General features: G+C 39.7%; 18 protein-coding genes. 13 read left to right on the forward strand and 5 right to left on the reverse strand.

Annotated elements, in window-relative coordinates:
- Both Q0486_RS14240 and hflX read right to left on the reverse strand, forming a co-directional pair.
- On the reverse strand, positions 1–1,517 hold a 1,517-nt coding region (locus Q0486_RS14240), incomplete at its 3' end, for a fumarate hydratase (RefSeq protein WP_299234765.1).
- Between the two features lie 51 nt (positions 1,518–1,568).
- Positions 1,569–2,828, reverse strand: a complete 1,260-nt coding sequence (gene hflX, locus Q0486_RS14245) for a GTPase HflX (RefSeq protein WP_299234767.1) — start codon at positions 2,826–2,828, stop codon at positions 1,569–1,571.
- Positions 2,829–3,006: 178 nt separating this feature from the next.
- Here hflX and Q0486_RS14250 point away from each other — a divergent pair, with 178 nt between their 5' ends.
- Complete coding sequence (locus tag Q0486_RS14250) at positions 3,007–3,681, forward strand: hypothetical protein (protein ID WP_299234896.1); 675 nt, start codon at positions 3,007–3,009, stop codon at positions 3,679–3,681.
- An 87-nt stretch (positions 3,682–3,768) separates the two neighbouring features.
- On the opposite strand, the gene Q0486_RS14255 is transcribed toward Q0486_RS14250, so the two are convergent.
- Positions 3,769–4,365: an epoxyqueuosine reductase QueH gene (locus tag Q0486_RS14255; protein WP_299234768.1), complete on the reverse strand. Its 597-nt coding sequence runs from the start codon at positions 4,363–4,365 to the stop codon at positions 3,769–3,771.
- 6 nt (positions 4,366–4,371) lie between these two features.
- Positions 4,372–4,878 carry a GNAT family N-acetyltransferase gene (locus tag Q0486_RS14260; RefSeq protein WP_299234770.1) on the reverse strand — a complete coding sequence of 169 codons (507 nt, stop codon included), beginning with the start codon at positions 4,876–4,878 and terminating at the stop codon, positions 4,372–4,374.
- Positions 4,879–5,137: 259 nt separating this feature from the next.
- Between Q0486_RS14260 and Q0486_RS14265 the strand changes: the two genes are divergently transcribed.
- The 5 genes from Q0486_RS14265 to Q0486_RS14285 all read left to right on the forward strand — a co-directional run bounded on the left by Q0486_RS14265 (position 5,138) and on the right by Q0486_RS14285 (position 13,187).
- A complete protein-coding gene (locus tag Q0486_RS14265; protein ID WP_299234773.1) occupies positions 5,138–5,821 on the forward strand; it encodes a hypothetical protein in 684 nt (227 codons plus the stop codon).
- Between the two features lie 6 nt (positions 5,822–5,827).
- Complete coding sequence (locus tag Q0486_RS14270) at positions 5,828–6,691, forward strand: DUF4384 domain-containing protein (RefSeq protein WP_299234776.1); 864 nt, start codon at positions 5,828–5,830, stop codon at positions 6,689–6,691.
- Between the two features lie 14 nt (positions 6,692–6,705).
- Complete coding sequence (locus Q0486_RS14275) at positions 6,706–8,190, forward strand: hypothetical protein (protein WP_299234779.1); 1,485 nt, start codon at positions 6,706–6,708, stop codon at positions 8,188–8,190.
- A 65-nt stretch (positions 8,191–8,255) separates the two neighbouring features.
- Positions 8,256–10,319 (forward strand): WD40 repeat domain-containing protein, encoded by a 2,064-nt coding sequence (locus Q0486_RS14280; RefSeq protein WP_299234899.1) that lies wholly within the window; start codon positions 8,256–8,258, stop codon positions 10,317–10,319.
- Between the two features lie 81 nt (positions 10,320–10,400).
- A complete protein-coding gene (locus Q0486_RS14285) occupies positions 10,401–13,187 on the forward strand; it encodes a caspase family protein (RefSeq protein ID WP_299234783.1) in 2,787 nt (928 codons plus the stop codon).
- A gap of 158 nt (positions 13,188–13,345) precedes the next feature.
- Here the strand turns inward: Q0486_RS14285 and Q0486_RS14290 are convergent, their stop codons facing one another.
- Positions 13,346–15,640, reverse strand: coding sequence for a bifunctional dihydroorotate dehydrogenase B NAD binding subunit/NADPH-dependent glutamate synthase (locus Q0486_RS14290; RefSeq protein ID WP_204393512.1), 2,295 nt, complete (start codon positions 15,638–15,640; stop codon positions 13,346–13,348).
- 214 nt (positions 15,641–15,854) lie between these two features.
- Between Q0486_RS14290 and Q0486_RS14295 the strand changes: the two genes are divergently transcribed.
- From Q0486_RS14295 to Q0486_RS14325, 7 genes are all read left to right on the forward strand, one after another.
- Positions 15,855–16,133: a tetratricopeptide repeat protein gene (locus Q0486_RS14295; RefSeq protein WP_299234902.1), complete on the forward strand. Its 279-nt coding sequence runs from the start codon at positions 15,855–15,857 to the stop codon at positions 16,131–16,133.
- 20 nt (positions 16,134–16,153) lie between these two features.
- On the forward strand, positions 16,154–16,381 hold the full coding sequence (locus Q0486_RS14300; protein ID WP_154044972.1) for a 4Fe-4S binding protein: 228 nt from the start codon (positions 16,154–16,156) through the stop codon (positions 16,379–16,381).
- Between the two features lie 37 nt (positions 16,382–16,418).
- Entirely contained in the window at positions 16,419–17,498 is a 1,080-nt protein-coding gene (locus Q0486_RS14305) for a 3-methyl-2-oxobutanoate dehydrogenase subunit VorB (protein WP_204393510.1), read from the forward strand.
- A gap of 18 nt (positions 17,499–17,516) precedes the next feature.
- Positions 17,517–17,687 (forward strand): hypothetical protein, encoded by a 171-nt coding sequence (locus tag Q0486_RS14310; protein WP_262543777.1) that lies wholly within the window; start codon positions 17,517–17,519, stop codon positions 17,685–17,687.
- Between the two features lie 20 nt (positions 17,688–17,707).
- The gene (locus tag Q0486_RS14315; RefSeq protein ID WP_154044974.1) at positions 17,708–18,475 is read left to right on the forward strand and encodes a thiamine pyrophosphate-dependent enzyme; all 768 of its coding nucleotides are present in this window, start codon (positions 17,708–17,710) and stop codon (positions 18,473–18,475) included.
- 30 nt (positions 18,476–18,505) lie between these two features.
- Entirely contained in the window at positions 18,506–19,048 is a 543-nt protein-coding gene (locus Q0486_RS14320) for a 2-oxoacid:acceptor oxidoreductase family protein (RefSeq protein ID WP_154044975.1), read from the forward strand.
- Between the two features lie 176 nt (positions 19,049–19,224).
- On the forward strand, positions 19,225–21,315 hold the full coding sequence (locus Q0486_RS14325) for a putative porin (RefSeq protein WP_299234812.1): 2,091 nt from the start codon (positions 19,225–19,227) through the stop codon (positions 21,313–21,315).
- The last annotated feature ends 22 nt before the right edge of the window (positions 21,316–21,337 follow it).

A 21,337-nucleotide genomic window follows, 5' to 3' on the forward strand; every position in this document is an offset into this window, starting at 1 on the left:
GGATATTCCACACACTCGATGCTCTTGATGTTGTTCTGAGCAAGGATAGCTGCAGGACCACCGATAGAACCAAGATAGAAACCACCGTGTTTCTTACAAGCGTCTGTCACAGCCTGGCTACGGTTACCTTTAGCAAGCATAATCATGCTGCCTCCATGGCTCTGGAACAGATCAACGTATGGGTCCATACGTCCGGCTGTTGTAGGTCCCATAGAACCACAAGCCATACCTGCCGGAGTCTTGGCAGGACCGGCATAATAGATAGGATGATCTTTGATATACTGTGGAAGGTCTTCACCACGGTCAAGACGTTCTTTCAGTTTTGCGTGTGCGATGTCGCGACCTACGATGATAGTACCATTCAAAGAAAGACGAGTAGCTACTGGATACTTGTCAAGTTCTGCAAGGATTTCCGGCATAGGACGGTTCAAGTCAATCTTAACAGCGTTACCTTCACCTGCCTGACGCAATTCTTCAGGAATCAGTTCGCCCGGGTTTGAATCAAGTTTTTCAATCCAGATACCGTCTTTGTTGATTTTACAACGGATGTTACGGTCAGCCGAGCAAGAAACGCCAAGACCTACAGGGCAAGATGCTCCATGGCGTGGCAAACGGATGATACGTACATCGTGTGCATAGTATTTACCACCGAACTGTGCACCCAAACCGATACGGTGAGCTTCTTCCAATACCTGTTTTTCAAGTTCCACGTCGCGGAAAGCGCGTCCGTATTCATTACCTGTAGTAGGCAGATTATCGTAGAAACGAGTAGAAGCAAGTTTCACTGTCAGCAAGTTCTTTTCAGCTGAAGTACCACCGATTACGAATGCGATGTGATATGGAGGACAAGCTGCTGTACCCAAAGTCTTCATCTTTTCTACAAGGAAAGGAACAAGAGTAGCCGGGTTAAGGATAGCCTTAGTTTCCTGATAGAGGTAAGTCTTGTTTGCAGAGCCACCACCCTTAGTCACGCAGAGGAATTCGTATTCCATACCCTGAGTAGCTTCGATGTCAATCTGAGCAGGCAGGTTGCAACGTGTATTTACTTCTTCGTACATTGTAAGAGGAGCGTTCTGTGAGTAGCGCAGGTTCTCTTCAGTATATGTCTTGTAAACACCAAGTGACAGAGCCTCTTCATCGCAGTATCCTGTCCATACCTGCTGACCTTTTTCACCATGGATGATAGCAGTACCTGTATCCTGGCAGAAAGGAAGTACTCCCTTAGCCGCAACTTCAGCGTTACGAAGGAATGTCAAAGCTACGTATTTATCGTTGTCGCTGGCTTCCGGGTCAGTAAGGATTTTTGCAACCTGTTCGTTGTGCGAACGGCGAAGCATAAAAGATACATCGCGGAAAGCCGCATTAGCCATAGCTGTCAAACCTTCTTTTTCAATCTTCAAGATAGGTTTACCTTCAAACTCGCTTACTGATACATAGTCCTTAGTAAGCAGATAATACTCTGTATTGTCATGTCCATGTTCGAACATTGGCTGATACTTAAATTCTGGTGTTGCCATATTCTTTTAAGTTTTTGAGTTATTGAGTTTCTAGTTATTAGTTACTTTGTCTTATTCTTCGCTTTCGTATGTCTGATAGAGGAAGTCATTATAAGGATACTTCTGAACATGCAGTTCGCGTACCTTCTTGTACAGCATATTCTTGAAATCCTCCAGGTTCGACTTGTCCTTGGCAGAGATAAAGATACAGTTGTCGTCCATCTTTGCCATCCATGTATTCATCAGTTCCTCCAGCGTAATGTTTTCCTTCGTCTTCGGAGTCAGGTCATCCTCTGCCTTTTCCACATAGCTGTAGGCATCAATCTTGTTGAATACTATCATACTCTGCTTTCCTCCGGCACCTATATCTGATATGGTTTTCTCCACAACCTGTATCTGTTCTTCAAAATCAGGATGTGAGATATCTACCACATGTACCAGAAGGTCTGCCTCGCGCACCTCGTCAAGAGTCGATTTGAATGACTCTACCAGGTCGGTAGGCAACTTGCGTATGAAACCTACAGTATCGGAAAGCAGGAAAGGAAGATTTTCAATGATAACTTTTCTCACAGTAGTGTCAAGTGTGGCAAACAGTTTGTTTTCTGCAAACACTTCACTCTTTGCAAGAAGGTTCATTATTGTTGATTTTCCTACGTTGGTATATCCCACGAGCGCCACACGTATCATGCGTCCGCGGTTCTTTCGCTGTGTAGATTTCTGAGTGTCTATTTCTGCAAGTCTCTGTTTGAGCAACGCCATACGGTTAAGGATGATACGGCGGTCCATTTCCAGCTGGGTTTCACCAGGTCCACGAAGTCCCACAGAACCTTTACCACCTCCGGCACCGGAACCACCACCCTGACGTTCAAGGTGCGTCCACAGACGTTGCAGTCTTGGCAACATATATTTATACTGTGCCAGCTCTACCTGAGTCTTGGCATTTGCTGTCTGTGCCCTCATGGCAAATATATCAAGAATAAGCGAAGTACGGTCAAGAATCTTCACCTTCAGTTCGTTTTCAATGTTTCTGAGCTGCTTGGCGGAAAGTTCGTCATCGAATATCACCATACCTATCTCCGTTTCCTCGTCTTCATTCATCTGCAGAAGATATTCCTTTATCTCCTGAAGTTTTCCCTTACCCACGTATGTCACTGAGTTTGGAGTATCAAGCTTCTGGGTGAAACGTGTCACGACTTCTGCACCGGCAGTCTCTGCCAGGAATGCCAATTCGTCAAGATATTCATTTGTCTTTCTTTCGTTCTGGTTTTGGGTTATCAGGCCCACCAATACAGCCTTCTCGGTCTGTGCTTCGGATATTACAAATTCTTTCATTAATGATATATGTATATTCTGGATGCAAACTTAACTAAAAATCTCCGTTTATTTTCATTATAAAGATAAAATAACGCATCATAAAGCTGTTATTTTTTCATTCTTCCTTTTTATTCTATATCTTTTTTATTATCTTTATACCACAACAAACGTTTTAAAGCCTTAAATTATGAACAACATTTCCGACATTACAATCCTTGTGGCAGTCCTTGCATTAGCATTATGGCCGGCGATAATAGTTTACCTTTCATGGAGAAGGGAAAAGAAGATAATAAGTAGTTTAAAAAACGGATTTCCTGCTGCCGATACACCTAAAATATCTACAGAGGAACTTATTGTTTCCACACTGAAAAAAATGGGATGCAACCCCGAGAAGAATGAAGACGGTAATATAGGATTCATGTATCAGGGTGACGATTTCTACCTGTCGTTCCAGGATGAAGTACCTTTTGTAATGATATGGTATCCGTGGTGGGGAACAATTAATGCCGACAATCCTGTTCTGCCATATCTGAAAGAAGTCATCAATGCAGTGAACATAAGCTCGTTCATCACTACGGTTTTCATGGCCGAGAATGAAGGCGACAAAGAAATCGGTATTCACTCGCACTGCCATACATTCTTCACAGAAAGTGTTCTGGAGCCCGAAGAACATCTGAAACTGATACTTGACAGTTTCTTTGACACAAGAAACGCGATAAAAGAGAACATAGACAAACTAGGATCTGCCATTTCCGAAGAAGACGAAGGAGCGAAGAAGGAAAGGGTAATAGTGAAAGGGTTCTCTGCTTACAAGGAAAATTCCAAACCGATTGAGAAAAAGGAAATAAAAGAAGAGGAAAAACAGCAATAAATTATTATTGATCCAGACACAAAAAAAACGGGCTGTCATTCGATGTAAAACGGGCTGTCATTTTACATCGAATGACAGTTCATTTTTTTATAACGTATCATCAGCTGTTTTACGCATGCTGAACTCACACCCGCAATACTGCTGATTATAAAAATTATATTCCTTTATTATGGCAATTCGGCGCTCGCTCAAACCACCCTTACGCCAGTTCTGTTCCCACCAAACTACATCAGGATAAGGCTCTACAGCATAATGTCCGGCCTCGTTTATCTGTTCAAGGCTTTTCCATCGTGATGAAGCCAAAGTTGTGGTTATAACGGTAAAGCCATGCTCATGTGCATAACGTGCCGTATCACGCAAGCGCATCTTGAAACAGCGAAGGCAGCGTCCTCCCCTCTCAGGCTCATTCTCCATACCTTTTATACATTCCAGCCACTGCGGATGATCATAATCGGCATCTATGATATCGAGTCCCAACGACTTGGCATATCTGGTACACTCATCCTTGCGGATATTATACTCCTCAAGAGGATAAATGTTGGGATTGCAATAATATATGGTAGGACGCACTCCATGCTGCATCAGACATTCTATTATTGCTGACGAACATGGAGCACAACAGGTGTGAAGCAGAACCTTGTCCGCTCCTCCCGGCACCTCTATCTGAAACTTGTTTTTCTTCATAAACCGTTATTTATTATTGGTGTTCCTCTGATATGCTATCCGCGGTGTTCCGTTTGCAACATAAATTATTCCGCATCTCACAAAACCATTCTTCTCAAGAAGATGCTGCATTACCTTATTGTCATGATGAGTATCAACACGCAGACATGGGGATATTAAAGAGCTCCACTCTATACACATTGATGCTATACCCTTGACACTACCGTCCGATGCCAGACGATGTATGACATAATACGGTTCATTGTCAGGCCAATCACCATCTTCTATGTAGGAGTATGTAGGATCGGGACCTTTAATAAGACAGAACGTGGCAACAATATTTCCGTTTTCCTTATTTACACAGACGAAACAATGTCCGTCTGCTATTTCCTTACAGATAAATTCCTCTTGCGGATAACCGTTTATCCACTGATTAGGATTTCCGGAAGATTTCATAAACTCTCTGGCTATGGAAAATATCTGCATCAGCCTGTCAATATCAGCAGTAACGGCTTTTCTTATTTCTATGTTCATTATATCTGGATAAATTACGGATACAAAAGTAGTTTTTTAATACGTATTCACCTTTATATTTACCAACTATTTACTCAACCATATCAAAAAAAAATCACAAAAATAACTAATTATACTTTTTGAAACAAAAACATAAAGGTATCAGACATTTACATACATATATTTTTACGTTTATACAAAATTCTTTTGACATGTTTTATTATTTTTGCATCGAAAACAATTTATTGAAATGAATTTTACACATTTAAAAACTACCATTATGAAAAAAAATGTATTCTTTTGTCTAATCAGCCTTATGTTTCTTTCATTAAATTTCGCATTTGCACAAGAAAAAAGTGCTAAAGAAATTATGGAAGAAAGAAAGGAAATTGCAAAATTATCAAAAAAAGCATTAAGTGAAAGAGCATCAAAGGATGCAAGAAGTGAAGCTAAAAGACTAAAAAAACAAGGTTGGCAGATTGCTCCGGGAGCACTTCCACTTGACAAACAACTCGACAAATCATACTTGATGCAATATGAGTATGATGAAAACGGATATCAGAAATACCTCATGGGAGAAGCTATAAGTACAGGTGAAAACTATGACGGTGCGAAAATGCAGGCATTGGAACTCGCCAAACAAAATCTTGCAGCACAGGTTCAGACTGAAATTACCGCTCTTGTAGAGAATCAGGTTGCTAACTCACAATTGTCAGCAGAAGATGCTGCAACTGTTACAAAAAGTATCATGTCAAGCAAGAACCTCATTTCTCAAAGCATAGGAAGAACTATTACAGTAATGGAGGTTTACCGTACTTTAGAAAACAAGAATAAAGAGGTACTTATAAGAATAGCATACAATAGTGCAATGGCTAAGCAGGTTGCAAAAAATGCCGTAAGAAAATCTCTTGAAAGCGAAGGTGATGAAATGAGTAAAGATCTTGACAAACTGCTTAACTGGTAATTCATAATGAGAAAGTTCCTTTCAATATTTATATTGATATTTATACCGTGTACTTTTTTTGCCCAAAAGACAAAAAAGGTATGCGGTGAATATATATATTACGTTCCTTCAAACCAATCACTTGAACAAGCCAAAAACATAGCTTTGGACAGAGCAAAGCTGCAAGCCTTGGCCGATGAATTCGGAACAATAGTCAGTCAGACCAACTCAACAGTCATAACAAACGAAAATGGTAAAACCGACAACCGTTTCTTCTCTCTTAGTGGAAGTGAAGTCAAGGGAGAATGGCTTGAAAACGATGGAGAACCACAATATGAAATAACATACGAACAGAATATGCTCGTAGTGAAATGTAGCGTGTGTGGTAGAGCCAGAGAAATAAAGAATTCATCCATTGATTTCAAGGCTATGATTCTAAGAAACGGTACAAGCGAAAGATTCATAAGCAAGGAATTTCATGACAACGACTATATGTACCTTCTTTTCCAGGCACCAGTGGACGGATATGTAGCAGCATATCTTATTGATGAAACACCAACAGCATTTTGTCTTTTACCTTATCAGAATGACAGCGACGGACAACAAAAGGTAATACACGGTCAGCAGTACGTATTCTTCTCGCCGGAAATGGCAAAAGAAGAGATTAATCTGGTAGATCAGTATTCATTGGCTTGCTCAGGAACAGTAGAGCATAACCAGATATATGTAATTTTCTCGCCTACACCTTTCGTAAAAGCTGTAGACAACGTAGGAGGGAAATATATGCCAAGACAGCTTGATTATATGAAATTCAAAGAATGGCTGTCCAACTGTAAAAAGCTCGATCCTAAAATGAGTGTAAAGATATTACACATGGAAATCAGACCTTAACATTAGATTTAGATATGAAAAAGCCCGTTCTTATATTAGTATTAGGATTATGTTGCTTGTATCTTTCACCTGTAAAATCACAAAACCAAAGTCCGGATGAAATATACAAACAATTCAAACAACAGAAAGTAGAAGAATACATAGAATTCAGAAATGAAATAAACAAGAAATATTCTGAATTCATGAGAAACAGATGGGCCTGGTTTAATCCGGAAGAGTCAATAAAGGATAAAGAAAAGGATATTAAGCCTATGCCTGCTCCTGAGGCTCCGGATCAAAACGAACTTAAAAATCAGAAAAAGGAGATTTTAAATTATAAGAATATTATAAAAATAAAAGGGGAAAAAGGAAAAGAACAACCTAAACCGATATGTCCAATCAGGGAAGTCACACAAGACGAAACTTATTTCAAGTTTACCGCATACGGTACAGACATGAAAGTAAGATTCAAGGAAATGTCGAAATACAAACTTAAAGGTGCTGGAGAAAATGATGTAGCCGACATGTGGAACTATCTGTCAGGCAATGCATTCAACAATCTGATAAGAGACTGTCTGACATTGAGAATAAAACACAACCTGTGTGATTGGGCCTATCTTAATATTTTAAAAGAATTAAGCAGTCAGTATTATGGCGCTGAATCAAATGAAGCCGTAGTGTTACAGACATTCCTGTTCAACCAATCGGGATACAAGACAAGAATAGGAAGGTCTAAATCAAACAGACTATACATAATGATAGCAAGCGACAATACTATTTATGGCAAACGTTACTTCAATATACAAAATGAGATGTTCTATCCACTGGATTTTGAGGAAAACGGATTATTCATATTCGCAAAGGATTTTCCCGGAGAAACATCAATGAATCTGGATATCAAAAAAGAACAGAAGTTCGACGTAGCAATATCAGAATCACACCTGATAAAATCAAAAACAAAAGATTCTATCAGTGTTGACTTAAAATTCAATACCAACCTGATGAACTTCTATTTCTCTTATCCTCAATCTCATTCGAATAATGATGAAATGACAAAATGGATAGTATATGCTTCCACACCATTAAGTGAAGAGACTAAAGAACAATTATATCCTATACTTAAAGAAAAAATAAGCGGAAAGAACGAAGTTGAAGCAGCAAATGTATTGATAGGATTCGTACAAACAGCTTTCGAATATCAGCTGGACGACCTTGTATGGGGACAAGACAGACCATTTTTCCCTGAAGAGACATTATTCTATCCTTTCAGCGACTGTGAAGACAGATCAGCACTGTTTACCACACTGGTGAGAGATTTACTTGGACTGGAAACAGTACTATTATACTATCCGGGCCATCTTGCTTCGGCTGTGAAATTCAACGAAAAAGTTGAAGGAGAAACATTGGTAATCGACGATTGCGAATACACTTACTGTGAACCGACATGTAACAGTTATGTGCCAGTCGGATGGTGTCCGCCTAATCTTAAGAATTTAAAACCAACCGTAATAAAATATTAAAGATAAAATAAGAATATAGTATGAAAATCGATTTAACTTTTAAAGGCAAAAGCCTATTTGCCTGTATGCTTACTGCTACTTTAGGTATAAATGTAGCAAGTGCCCAGATTAATTACAAGAAGGAATTTCCGTCACAGTATGAAATAAAAATGTTTGATAATACAACTTATTGTATTGCATACCTGTCAAACGGTGAATTGCTTGCATTGAGAGACAATCCTATCACCACATACACTAAACTGAACAACATGGTATTCAATCCAACCGGAAGTTCCATAGCTGTTTCAAGACCAGGTAAAGATATAATGATTTTCTCTTTCTATAAAAAAGACAGAAAACTGTTTACTCTAAAAGAGAAGAGAAAAGAATATAAAAAGGCTGAAACAACAAGTATGTGCTATTCGGACAACGCAAGACATTTCATCGAAGGTACATCTGCTAATGAAATTATCATTTACGATACTAAAGAATACCTGCCTCAGGCATATATAAAGACAAGTTCACCAGCAACATCTCTTGAGATGAGTTCGAATAATTATTTCATTGCTTCAAGCCATGGAAATGAAATAAACATTTGGAATTTCAATACTAAAGAACTTAGAAAAAACATAAAGACAGGCGCTACTTTAACAGGTAGTTGCTTTAATAAAGACGCATCTCAATTTGCTGTTACCACAAAAGAAAAAGGGCTGGAAATATTCGACACCAAGACATGGACAGTGTGTCACACTTTCGACAGTATTGGAGGAACATTGAGAAATCCATATTTTCACCCGGACGGCAAGTATATAGCAGTAGTAAAAGACGATAGCAAAGTGATTGTTATCAACCTGAAGAACAACAAAATAGAGCAAGAAATTGATGAAGCCGACAAAGGAATTTCAAGACTGAAATTCTTTATGGATAATCAGAGCAAAGACGTTTTCATGATTTCAGGAAGAAAGAAATCCATATCTTTCTGGGATGCTAACGGACTAAATCCATTCTATGGAAAATTGGTAAACAGCGAAGTTGATGCCAAAATGAATGAATGGATGAAGATGATGCAAGGCGAAACAATGGAAGAATATGCTATCCGTGTGAACGACGAAACACGCCTCAAGCAACAGATTTTATTTGAAAATGAGGCTGCAACAAAACTTGCCGGCGACAGAATCTCTTTGGAAAATCCGTTCATAGGTAATTATGACACAACAAACGGAATGCTTAACGTAGGGTTCAACACTATGTCGTCTATCGCACTTGAGGTGCCTATGGAAGATCTGGACTCATTCAAAGACAGTAAAGACCTGAAATTTGAAAATGCAGTTTACTACCTGAATGAGAATGATGAATTCGAACTGGCATACGTGGAAGTTAAAAACGAAACTACTAACAAAGTTTATATTTATGATAATCTTGGAAGACAAAAAATGTCTGCTATACAAGATGACAGTAATTTCGTTCCTCTGGAAATCATACAACAAGCCAGCCAGGAAGAAGCCAAACTGGAAGCAATCAAAGAGAATGTTGTAGCTGAAAACAAGCAGGATGAACTGATTACAGATAATACACAGATTAATGTCAAGACAGAAGTCGTACCTGATGTTAATGCCAACGGAGAAAAAATTCTGAACTACAAGGTCGGCTACCAGTATGAGGTTATAAATAAGGAGTTCTCCGCAAAAGAAGACTTCCCGTCAGGTGGATATGACATACAAAACTCAAATGCGGCAATGTCATTGATGAAGATTATCAAGAACGCCTTTGAAGGCGAATTTGCAAACTATCTGGGTGAAGGAAAACAGGTTAAAATCATAATTACCGGTTCTGCAGATGCAAGCCCAATACGAAGCAAGATTGCATATAAAGGACAATATGGTGAATTCGTCGATGAGCCATACTACAAAGACGGTAATCTTGATAACATAACAGTGACAAAAGAAAGCGGAATTACAAGAAACGAACAGTTGGCGCTTCTTAGAGCTGCCGGAGTTATGGACTATATAAAGAACAATGTCAACACACTGAAAACTACGAAAAACGAATTTGAATATCACGTTGAAGTAGCAAAAGAAAGAGGTGGTGAATTCAGACGTATAAATATCGAGTTCCTTATTGTGGATGCTTTCCCTAACGCTAAAAAATAATTATTGATTAATATCACATGACATACTAAAGAAGGGCTGATAATATTCATTACAGTCCTTCTATTTTAATTTCTTTATATTATGGTTAAATTAATTTTTTCATTCTTACTGCTGGTATCTTGTTCGATATGTACATTTGCCCAAGATGCAGGCAGCTTATACAAGAAAGCAAATCAGCAATATGTTCTTTTTGAAAGTGAAAAGGACAAAGGCAACAACATGAACAGCATGTATGCTTATTTATGGGAATCATACAGAGACTTTGCCGAACTTACAAGAACAGACAATAATTCAAGCTATATTAACGGTACAAAAAACAGATTGCGCTCAATGTATCCGTTCCTTTTGAATGCCGCACTGTATTATTATGAGCAGAAGGAAACATCAAAAGCTTTTGACTTTGCTTCGGCTTATATCGATGTAAGATACATGCCAATTTTCAGAAGCGAGATGCTTCCAAAGGATGACAGATACAATTCAATAGTATATTTTGCAGCCGTTTCGGCTTATAATCTGCAAAAACTGGAAATAGCAAAAAAGTATTTCAATCTATATCTTGAGACTGGAGACCAGACACAGGAAAAAGACTGTTACGTTTATCTGAACATGATTTATATGAATCAGAAAAACTATGCAGAACAGGAAAAGATACTGGAAAAAGCAATTCAAAAGTACCCTGTTTCACTTGATTTCCTATACAATCTTGTCAATGTACATATTGCCACAAACAATATGCCTAAACTACTGAATGCTATTGACAGAATTCTTACTATAGATCCAAACAACTTACAGGTTCTGCCTATTAAAGCCAGAATATTGGAAAAACAGGGAAACAACATAGAAGCCCTTGACATATATAAAAGACTATATGCACTTGCTCCTAACAATTTCGAATTACTGACAGGACTGGCACGTGCCAACTTTAATGTTGCAACAAAAATAGTAAACGACGGAGCAACTATAGCCAGCGACACGGAATATGCACTGGTAAGACAAAAGGCAGCTACATACCTGCTTGAAGCCCAGAAACTGTTCCTGCAGATTTTGAAACAGAAACCTGAATCAAAGATGTATATGCAAGGACTTGCCGGAGTATATCAATATATGGATATGAAGAGTGAATATGAAGTACTAAATAAAATAATAGCCGACGGTGCTTCGTTTACTACATTTGAACCAAGATTGATGGCTTATAATGAAGCATTAAAGAAAGTTGAAAACGTAGCAGACAATACAACTTCAACACCTGTTCCTTTAGATCCGGCACAGCTTGTAATCAGAGTGGACAGTTTCATCGATGGAAATAACAATAGGGTTATTGATGCAGGTGAAAGCTTTGCTGTTAAATTTACCATAGAAAATAAAGGTAAAGGCGATGCTTATAGTATTAGGTTAAGACTTTCAGAGCAACAGGGATATGACCAATATTTTGAAGGTCCGAGAGAAATTGACGGTGGAAACATAGAAGCCGGAAAGTCGAAAGAATACACTTTCAGATATCTTGTAAAGAAAGAAATGCCAACTGTTCTTACAAAAATCAACATCTATGCTTTCGAGGCCAACGGATTCGACGCAGATCCTTCGGAACTGATTGTAAACGCTCAGGAATATGCCATGCCAAGACTTAAAATTGCCGACCATCAGTTCTTTGCTTCTAACGGTTCTTCAATCACTCTAGGTTCCAACGGTAAACTGACTATTGCTTTACAAAACTTCGGTACGAAGACTGCTAAGAATGTAAAAGTAAACTTCAGACTTCCAAAGAATGTATATACTACAGATTCACCTGAAATGATAATAGACAGTATAGCTCCTGGAGATGTGGCTACATTGGATTATGGATTTATTGTAAACAAAAGATTCGCAGAAGACTCTGTAGCCGTAATGCTGACTGCTGTAGAAGAAACCCAATCGTCACATATCAACGAAGCATATAAAGTTAAAGTCGGAGAATATCTTACAGCTGCAAACTCTATAAAGATAAACGGTAAGATTGCCAACAGAAAAGTAAATGTACAGGATTTCCAACTGTCGTTCAAGAGCGAACTTCTTGAAGACATTCCAGAAGGAGCTGTAAACAATCACAGATATGCCTTGATTATCGGTAATGAAGACTACAGTATGACAGGAGCAAATGCTGAAATCAATGTACCATACGCTGTAAATGATGCCATGATATTCAGAGAATACTGTGTAAGAACATTTGGTATCCCGACAGGACAAATTAAGGTAATACCAAATGCCACTGCCGGTATGATGCATGAACAGCTCGACTGGTTGCTCAACATGGCAAGTACAGACCCAGAGGCTGAACTATTCTTCTACTACTCCGGACACGGAAACAATGATGAAGCGACAAAACAGGCATATCTCCTGCCAGTAGATATCACCGGTAAGAACATACACCTTGGTATTTCTCTTGCCGACCTGTATCAAAGACTGGCTACATATCCTGTAAAAGGTGCGTATGTATTCCTTGACGCATGTTTCAGCGGTGGTTACAAGAGTGCTGCTCCTCTGATAGCACAAAAGGGTGTTCGTGTCGTTCCTAAATTAGGAATGCCACAGGGAAATACAATCAGTTTCTCTTCAAGTAGCGGTGACCAGACATCCAGTGTATATCATGACAAGAAACAGGGATATTACACTTACTACCTGTTAAAGACAATTAAAGATGCAAAGGGCGATATCACTATGCAGGAACTATTTGAAAGAACAAATGCCGAAGTGAAGAAAGCTACAGCTCTATTGGGTAAAATGCAGGAGCCACAATATATTGTATCTCCTACATGGAAAGACTGGAGTAATATCCAACTAAAAACTCCGGAAACATTATCTATACCTGTAAATAATTCACCTGCAAATTAATATATCAACTTTAATATTATATGAAACTCGGCCGCTCTTGTAGCAGCCGAGTTTTTTTATGGTATAAAAAAAGGACAGCCTTAACTATCACAGATAGTCAAGACTGCCCTCATAATTATTTCAGAACGGAATGTTACCGCTAAAACTGTAGTCTAAAATTATTTACCGCTCAACTGTTTGTCCATTGCCGCTGCGGCACGACGACCGTCACCCATGGCAAGGATAACTGTAGCACCACCGCGAACGATGTCACCACCTGCGTAAATTGTAGGAATTGAAGACTGCATATCTTCATTTACTGCAATTGTACCTTTACGTCCAAGTTCCAAGCCAGGAATAGAATTTGGAACGATAGGATTAGGAGATACACCTACGCTGACGATAGCCATATCGATATCTATTGTTTCGATAGCTCCAGGTATGGCAACAGGACTGCGACGACCTGAAGCGTCAGGTTCGCCAAGTTCCATCTTCTGAAGAACAACCTGTTTCACACGACCTTTTTCGTCGGCAATATATTCAATAGGGTTATGCAGTGTAAGGAACTCTACTCCTTCTTCCTTGGCATGCTTAACTTCTTCAAGACGTGCAGGCATTTCAGCTTCCGAACGGCGATAGATTATCATTGCCTTTTCTGCACCGAGACGGCGTGCTGTACGGACAGAGTCCATAGCAGTGTTACCACCACCGATTACAGCTACTCGCTTACCGAATGTGACAGGAGTATCAGAATCTTCGCTTGCAGCATCCATCAGGTTGACACGTGTCAGGTACTCATTCGATGACATGATATTGATAGAGTTCTCACCCGGAATATTCATAAAGTTAGGCAGACCGGCACCTGATGCAACAAAGACACCTTTGAATCCTTCTTTCTCGAGGTCTTCCACACTTACAGTCTTACCGATAATACAGTCCTTAACGAATTCCACACCCATCTTAGAAAGGTTGTCTATTTCTACGTCAACAATCTTGTTAGGAAGACGGAATTCAGGAATACCGTATTTCAACACACCACCAATTTCATGCAAAGCCTCGAACACCGTTACATCGTAACCCATCTTTGCCATATCGCCAGCAAATGAAAGACCTGCAGGACCAGAACCAACAACTGCTACTTTGATTCCTTTCTTTTCAGCTATTTCAGGTACAGAAATCTGTCCGCTTTCGCGTTCATAATCGGCAGCGAAACGTTCAAGATAGCCGATGGCTACAGCCTCGTGTCCCATCTTCAGGTGGATACATTTAGACTCGCACTGTTTTTCCTGTGGACATACACGACCGCAAACAGCCGGAAGTGCACTAGTCTGTTTCAATACACGTGCAGCTTCAAGGAACTCACCACGCTCTATATTCTTTATAAATGTCGGTATATTGATTCCTACAGGACAACCTTCCATACATGAAGGATTGGCACAGTCAAGACAACGTTTAGCTTCTGTCAGAGCCTGTTCTTCATTCAAGCCCAGGTTAACTTCTTCCTTACGGCTGTGTGAACGGTATTCAGGATCAAGCTCGTTCATATGTACACGTGGGATAAGCGTACGTTCTTTCGGTTTCATACTCTTACGCAATTCTTCACGCCACTGTGCAGAACGGTCGTCAGCCGGTTTTACAGCCTCGCATGTATCCGGTTTAGGATCGAGCTTGTGGATTTCCTCTACTTCAATATCCTTGAACGCCCCCATACGTTTCAACATTTCATCGAAATCAACCTGATGTCCATCGAACTCAGGACCATCCACACAAACGAACTTAGTCTTGCCTCCTACAGTGATACGGCATGCACCACACATACCTGTACCGTCAACCATGATAGTATTCAAAGATACATCTGTAGGAATTTCGTATTTCTTTGTGAGCAGACAAACGAACTTCATCATGATGGCAGGACCAATGGCAAAACACTTATCTACCTTTTCGCGCTTGATTACTTCTTCAATACCTTCTGTAACCAGACCTTTCTTTCCATATGAACCATCGTCAGTCATGATAATTACTTCGTCAGAACTTGCACGCATCTCGTTTTCCAGAATGATAAGTTCCTTTGAACGTCCGGCCAGTACTGTAATAACCTTATTCCCGGCAGCCTTCAGAGCCTGAACGATAGGAAGCATAGGAGCTACTCCTACTCCACCTCCGGCACAAACTACAGTACCAAAGTTTTCAATGTGTGTAGCTTTACCCAAAGGTCCTACTACGTCTGTGATATAATCTCCCTCGTTCAACTCACAAAGACGAGTTGAAGACAATCCCACTTTCTGAACCACCAATGTAATTGTACCTTTCACAGGATCTGCTTCGGCTATGGTAAGAGGCATACGTTCACCCTTATCGCCTACACGTACAATGACAAAATGACCTGCTTTACGAGATTTTGCAATCAGAGGAGCTTCAATAACAAGCTTAAAAACTTTCTCTGAAAAATGTTCTTTTGAAATAATTTTGTTCATTTTAAACTCTTAAAGTTAGTTATATTTCAGATTCTCATTCTTTTTGTTTCAACCTCGCAAAGGTATAACAAATAAAAATACTTACAAAAGAAATATATAAAATAACAACAATACACACAAAAAAAGGACAATCGATGACTATTTATTCTTAAAAAAAAGACTTTGATATTAAATAAAATGTATCTTTGCATACGTCTTAACATTTTGTATTTTGATGAATAATATACTGGAGAACATAAAAATAATGATTAAAGACGGCCGTATAGCCGAAGCCAAGGAAGCTCTGGACAGAATTATTGAACAGAACACAGAATACGCTGACAGAGCTTATTATCTTAAAGGAAATGCATGTAGAAAACTTGGTGACTGGCAAGGCGCGCTCAACAATTATCAGGAAGCCATAAACATCAATCCGGAAAGCCCGGCAAAAGATGCCAGAGCCATGATGATGGATATCCTGAATTTCTATAATAAAGATATGTTTAATCAATAAAACTCTAAATACGTATATATATGGCTAAAATGAAAGGAGTGGTGGTAGTAAACACCGAGCGATGCAAAGGATGTAACCTTTGTGTTGTTGCTTGCCCGCTTAAAGTATTGGCTCTTACTCCAAAAGTAAATCAAAAAGGATATAATTATGTACAGCAGGTGGTAGAAGACACTTGCAACGGTTGTTCATCATGCGCTATCGTATGTCCAGACGGTTGCCTGACTGTTTACAGAGCAAAATGTGAATAACCATACTATTAAGAATAAACGATAAATAAAGAAAAATATGGCAGAAGAAGTAGTTCTAATGAAAGGTAACGAAGCCATAGCACACGCCGCAATACGTATCGGTGTGGACGGATACTTCGGTTACCCTATCACTCCGCAATCAGAAGTGCTTGAAACACTGGCTGAACAGAAGCCATGGGAAACAACCGGAATGGTGGTTCTGCAGGCAGAGAGTGAAGTTGCCGCAATAAACATGGTATATGGTGGTGCGGGAACAGGAAAAATGGTAATGACATCATCATCAAGTCCCGGAGTCAGCCTTAAACAGGAAGGTATATCTTATATAGCAGGAGCAGAATTGCCTTGTCTTATCGTAAACGTAATGCGTGGAGGTCCGGGACTGGGAACAATACAGCCAAGTCAGGCAGACTATTTCCAGACTACAAAGGGAGGAGGACACGGTGACTATCGCCTGATAGCACTTGCACCGGCATCAGTTCAGGAAATGGCTGATTTCGTAAAACTAGGTTTTGACCTGGCATTCAAATACCGTAATCCGGCAATGATACTTGCAGACGGTGTAATAGGTCAGATGATGGAAAAGGTGGTATTGCCTGAGCCACGCCCAAGACGTACAGATGAAGAAATAATCGAACAGTGTCCTTGGGCATCGACAGGATGTAAAGGACGCAAACCTATCGTAATCACTTCTCTGGAACTTGATCCTGCCGTAATGGAACAGAGAAACTTACATCTGCAGAACAAATATGCGGAAATAGAAGCCAACGAAAGACGTTATGAGGAAATAGAATGCGAAGATGCAGAATACCTGATAGTAGCATTCGGTTCATGCGCTCGTATAGCACAAAAGGCAATGGAACATGCACGCGAGGAAGGTATAAAGGTAGGTCTGTTCCGTCCTATAACATTATGGCCGTTCCCATCTCCGGAAATTGCAGAAAGAGCAAAACAAGTCAAAGGTATATTGGTGGTAGAACTCAACAGCGGACAAATGATTGAAGATGTAAAACTGGCTGTAGAGTGCAACGTACCTGTACACCATTTCGGCCGTTTGGGCGGTATCGTACCTGATCCGGACGAAGTGGTAGATGCTTTGAAAGAAAAACTCATTAAATAACCCCAGTAAGAAGAAATAATGGACAACGACAAGATAAGAAACATATTGAACATTCTGTTCATGCTTGGAGCACTGGCATCTATTATCCTATATTTCACTTTAGGCGATGACAAAACCGTATTCTTTTATGTGTGCGGCGCTTCACTGTTCCTGAAGATGATAGAATTCGTGTTCCGCTTCTTACTATGACAATTACGGAGGAAAATAATATGACAAAAGAAGAAATAATGAAGCCGGAAAATCTGGTTTACCAGAAGCCGAAACTGCTTAACGATAATCCGATGCACTACTGCCCGGGATGTAGCCACGGTGTGGTACACAAGCTTATTGCCGAAGTAATAGAAGAAATGGGAATGAGCGAAAAGGCTATAGGAGTCAGCCCTGTGGGATGTGCAGTATTCATGTATAACTACCTTGACATTGACTGTCAGGAAGCGGCCCACGGACGTGCGCCTGCACTAGCCACTGCAATAAAGAGACTATGGCCTGACAGACTGGTATTTACATATCAGGGAGACGGCGACCTGGCATGTATAGGTACAGCAGAAACAATACACGCACTCAACAGGGGTGAAAATATTACCATTATCTTCATAAACAACGCAATATACGGTATGACAGGCGGACAGATGGCTCCTACTACACTGGTGGGAATGAAAACAGCTACTTGTCCTTACGGACGTGATCCTGAAATACACGGATATCCGCTTAAAATGACTGAAATTGCCGCCACACTGCAAGGAACCTGTTATGTTACAAGACAGTCAGTTCATACTGTCGCAGCCATCCGCAAGGCAAAGAAAGCCATAAGAAAAGCATTCGAAAACTCTATGCAGGGAAAAGGCTCGAACCTGGTGGAAATAGTATCTACATGTAACTCCGGTTGGAAAATGTCACCGGAAAAAGCCAACAAATGGATGGAAGAGAACATGTTCCCATTCTACCCGCTAGGCGACCTGAAGGACACTACTTTATAATATTCAATCACTCTATTATTCAAAAAGAAAATGAAGCATGAAATAATTATAGCCGGATTTGGAGGACAGGGAGTTTTGTCCATGGGTAAAATTCTTGCTTACTCCGGATTGATGGAAAACAAGGAAGTGACCTGGATGCCGGCATACGGACCTGAACAGAGAGGTGGAACTGCAAACGTAACGGTTATTGTGAGCGACGAAAGAATATCATCTCCTATATTAAGCAAATATGACTGCGCCATAATATTGAACCAGCCATCACTTGCAAAATTTGAGAGTAAGGTAAAACCTGGTGGAATACTTATCTACGACGGATATGGAATTATCAATCCTCCTACCAGAAAAGATATAAAAGTTTACCGTATTGATGCCATGGATGAAGCAAACGAACGCAACATGGCGAAGACTTTCAACATGATAGTACTTGGCGGATTGCTGAAACTGATGCCGGTAGTATCAACAGAAAGTGTAGTAAAAGCATTGCGAAAGACTTTGCCTGAACGTCACCACCACCTCATACCGATGAACGAAGAAGCTATACGCATTGGTATGGAAATAATAAAAGAAGCATAAAAAATCATTATTATATCCTATATGTTAAAAAGGAGGAATAATCTCTTAACGATTATCCTCCTTTTTTCGTTTTTATATTGTATCTTTGAATAAGATAGACTGAACCTCGGATTTACAAACCGAAAACTATATTTTCGTTTTGTACTTCTCTCGTTTTGCACTATCTTTGCCACGATATGAGAAAGATACTTATTACAGCTATATTTATACTTGCGTGCATAAGCATGTTTGCACAGGCACAGAACATGATGCAAAACCAATACGGTTCTTCTGCGTCAGGGGTTAGCAGTAATCGTTTCGACAGAAACGGTAATCCCATAGACACAACTGCTGTTAACGACGCAAGCACTATACCTGTGGGACTCAGCTCATGGGTTATCGAAGAACGCTTTGGAAATAAAACCACAATACCTGTGGACACTCTTCAATTCGGATTCCAAAACACAAACGACAATGGCGGACCTACAGGACACTATACATATCTTGGAAATCTTGGTTCACCACGTATTTCACACGTATTTTTTGAAAGAGCAGAGACTACACAGGAATTCTTCACAGACCCGTATGACTTTGCATACCTTACTCCTGAAAAAATAATATATACAAATACAAAATCACCATTTACAAATCTAACATACTACAAACATGGTTCAGGTAGAAGAGCTGAGGAAAGATTCAAGGCTTATTTCGCAGTAAATGCCAACAAAAGACTCGGATTCGGTTTCAACATTGACTATATTTACGGTAGAGGTAAATACCTAAACCAGTCTACCGCACTTTTCAATGGGAACCTGTTCGCTTATTATCATGGTGACAAATACGAGATGCACTTCAGCTTCTTGAATGATAATATGAAGATCACTGAAAACGGAGGTATCGCTGATGACAGATATGTGACACAACCTATAGAAATGGCTGAGGGAGGAAGAGTTTTCAAGTCATACGAAATACCGACAAACTTGCAGGATATATGGAATAAAAACACTGGCTATCATGCATTTCTGACACACAGATACAATTTAGGTTTTTATAAAGATGAAACAAACGAAAATGATACAATAGCGAAAGAGATTTTTGTTCCGGTGACCAGCTTCATACATACCGTAAAGGTAGATATGAACACACGCCGTTATATTTCTTATAATGATACACAAAACAGAGAGTATTTCCAAAATCATTATCTAGGGAATGACTCTACAGACATTACCAAATACATGTCTGTAAAGAACACTGTAGGAATATCCTTGAGAGAGGGATTCAACAAATGGGCGAAAGCAGGGCTGACAGCTTTCGTCAGTTTCGAACATAGAAGATTCTCGATGACTGACAGTATAGAAGGGAAAGCCGGACAGTTCATGAGAGATTACAAGGAGAATGTCCTATCAGTAGGAGGACAGCTTATAAAATCACAGGGTAAGACATTGCATTATGATGTGCTTGGCGAGATAGCTGTACTTGGAGAAGACATAGGACAATTTAATATTGAAGGAAAAGGTGACTTGAACTTCAAGCTGTTCAATGATACCGTAAGACTTGACGCTAAAGCATACATAAAGAATCAGAACCCTGCATTCTACTATCGTCATTTCCACTCAAAACATTATTGGTGGGACAATGACTTGTCAATGATTACACGAACTAAGATTGAAGGCAAACTGAGTATTGACAAATGGAAAACCCAATTACATGCAGGTGTGGAGAATATAACAAACTACACTTATCTAGACAATACTTCGGTGGCATACACAGGTGGTGAAGGAGAGGCTACGACCTACAAAAACGACATAGCTGTGAAACAACATTCGGGTAACATACAGGTGTTCAGTGCAAAACTGAGACAGGACTTTAAATTTGGAATATTGCATCTGGACAATGAAGTAATTTATCAGAAGAGCAGCAACAGCAACATATTACCACTACCTGAACTGGTTCTTTACCATAACCTATATATCAGAGCCGGACTTGCCAAGAAAGTTCTGACTGTAGAGTTGGGTGCGGATGTCAGGTATTTCACACAATACTATGCTCCTGATTATGCACCAGCAATTGGTCAATTCTATCTACAGAACAAAGACACAAGATATAAGTTGGGAGGATATCCGCTAGTAAACGGATACATAAATCTACATCTTAAACGTACACGTTTTTTTGTAATGATGTATAATCTTGTTCAGGGCACAGGAGAAAGAAGTTATTTCCTTGCTCCACATTATCCCCTAAACCCAAGAGGCCTGAAACTAGGTATTTCATGGAATTTCTTCGATTAATTTCAAATAAAGACAGTTTGAT

Origin of the sequence: uncultured Bacteroides sp. (assembly GCF_937912035.1) — a bacterium.
Lineage (GTDB): Bacteria > Bacteroidota > Bacteroidia > Bacteroidales > Bacteroidaceae > Phocaeicola.

Coding starts and splice junctions, on each gene's coding strand:
- hflX (WP_299234767.1), bottom strand. CDS start 2,828: ATGAAAGAATTTGTAATATCCGAAGCACAGACCGAGAAGGCTGTATTG.
- Q0486_RS14255 (WP_299234768.1), bottom strand. CDS start 4,365: ATGAAGAAAAACAAGTTTCAGATAGAGGTGCCGGGAGGAGCGGACAAG.
- Q0486_RS14260 (WP_299234770.1), bottom strand. CDS start 4,878: ATGAACATAGAAATAAGAAAAGCCGTTACTGCTGATATTGACAGGCTG.
- Q0486_RS14265 (WP_299234773.1), top strand. CDS start 5,138: ATGAAAAAAAATGTATTCTTTTGTCTAATCAGCCTTATGTTTCTTTCA.
- Q0486_RS14270 (WP_299234776.1), top strand. CDS start 5,828: ATGAGAAAGTTCCTTTCAATATTTATATTGATATTTATACCGTGTACT.
- Q0486_RS14275 (WP_299234779.1), top strand. CDS start 6,706: ATGAAAAAGCCCGTTCTTATATTAGTATTAGGATTATGTTGCTTGTAT.
- Q0486_RS14280 (WP_299234899.1), top strand. CDS start 8,256: ATGCTTACTGCTACTTTAGGTATAAATGTAGCAAGTGCCCAGATTAAT.
- Q0486_RS14285 (WP_299234783.1), top strand. CDS start 10,401: ATGGTTAAATTAATTTTTTCATTCTTACTGCTGGTATCTTGTTCGATA.
- Q0486_RS14290 (WP_204393512.1), bottom strand. CDS start 15,640: ATGAACAAAATTATTTCAAAAGAACATTTTTCAGAGAAAGTTTTTAAG.
- Q0486_RS14295 (WP_299234902.1), top strand. CDS start 15,855: ATGAATAATATACTGGAGAACATAAAAATAATGATTAAAGACGGCCGT.
- Q0486_RS14300 (WP_154044972.1), top strand. CDS start 16,154: ATGGCTAAAATGAAAGGAGTGGTGGTAGTAAACACCGAGCGATGCAAA.
- Q0486_RS14305 (WP_204393510.1), top strand. CDS start 16,419: ATGGCAGAAGAAGTAGTTCTAATGAAAGGTAACGAAGCCATAGCACAC.
- Q0486_RS14310 (WP_262543777.1), top strand. CDS start 17,517: ATGGACAACGACAAGATAAGAAACATATTGAACATTCTGTTCATGCTT.
- Q0486_RS14315 (WP_154044974.1), top strand. CDS start 17,708: ATGACAAAAGAAGAAATAATGAAGCCGGAAAATCTGGTTTACCAGAAG.
- Q0486_RS14320 (WP_154044975.1), top strand. CDS start 18,506: ATGAAGCATGAAATAATTATAGCCGGATTTGGAGGACAGGGAGTTTTG.
- Q0486_RS14325 (WP_299234812.1), top strand. CDS start 19,225: ATGAGAAAGATACTTATTACAGCTATATTTATACTTGCGTGCATAAGC.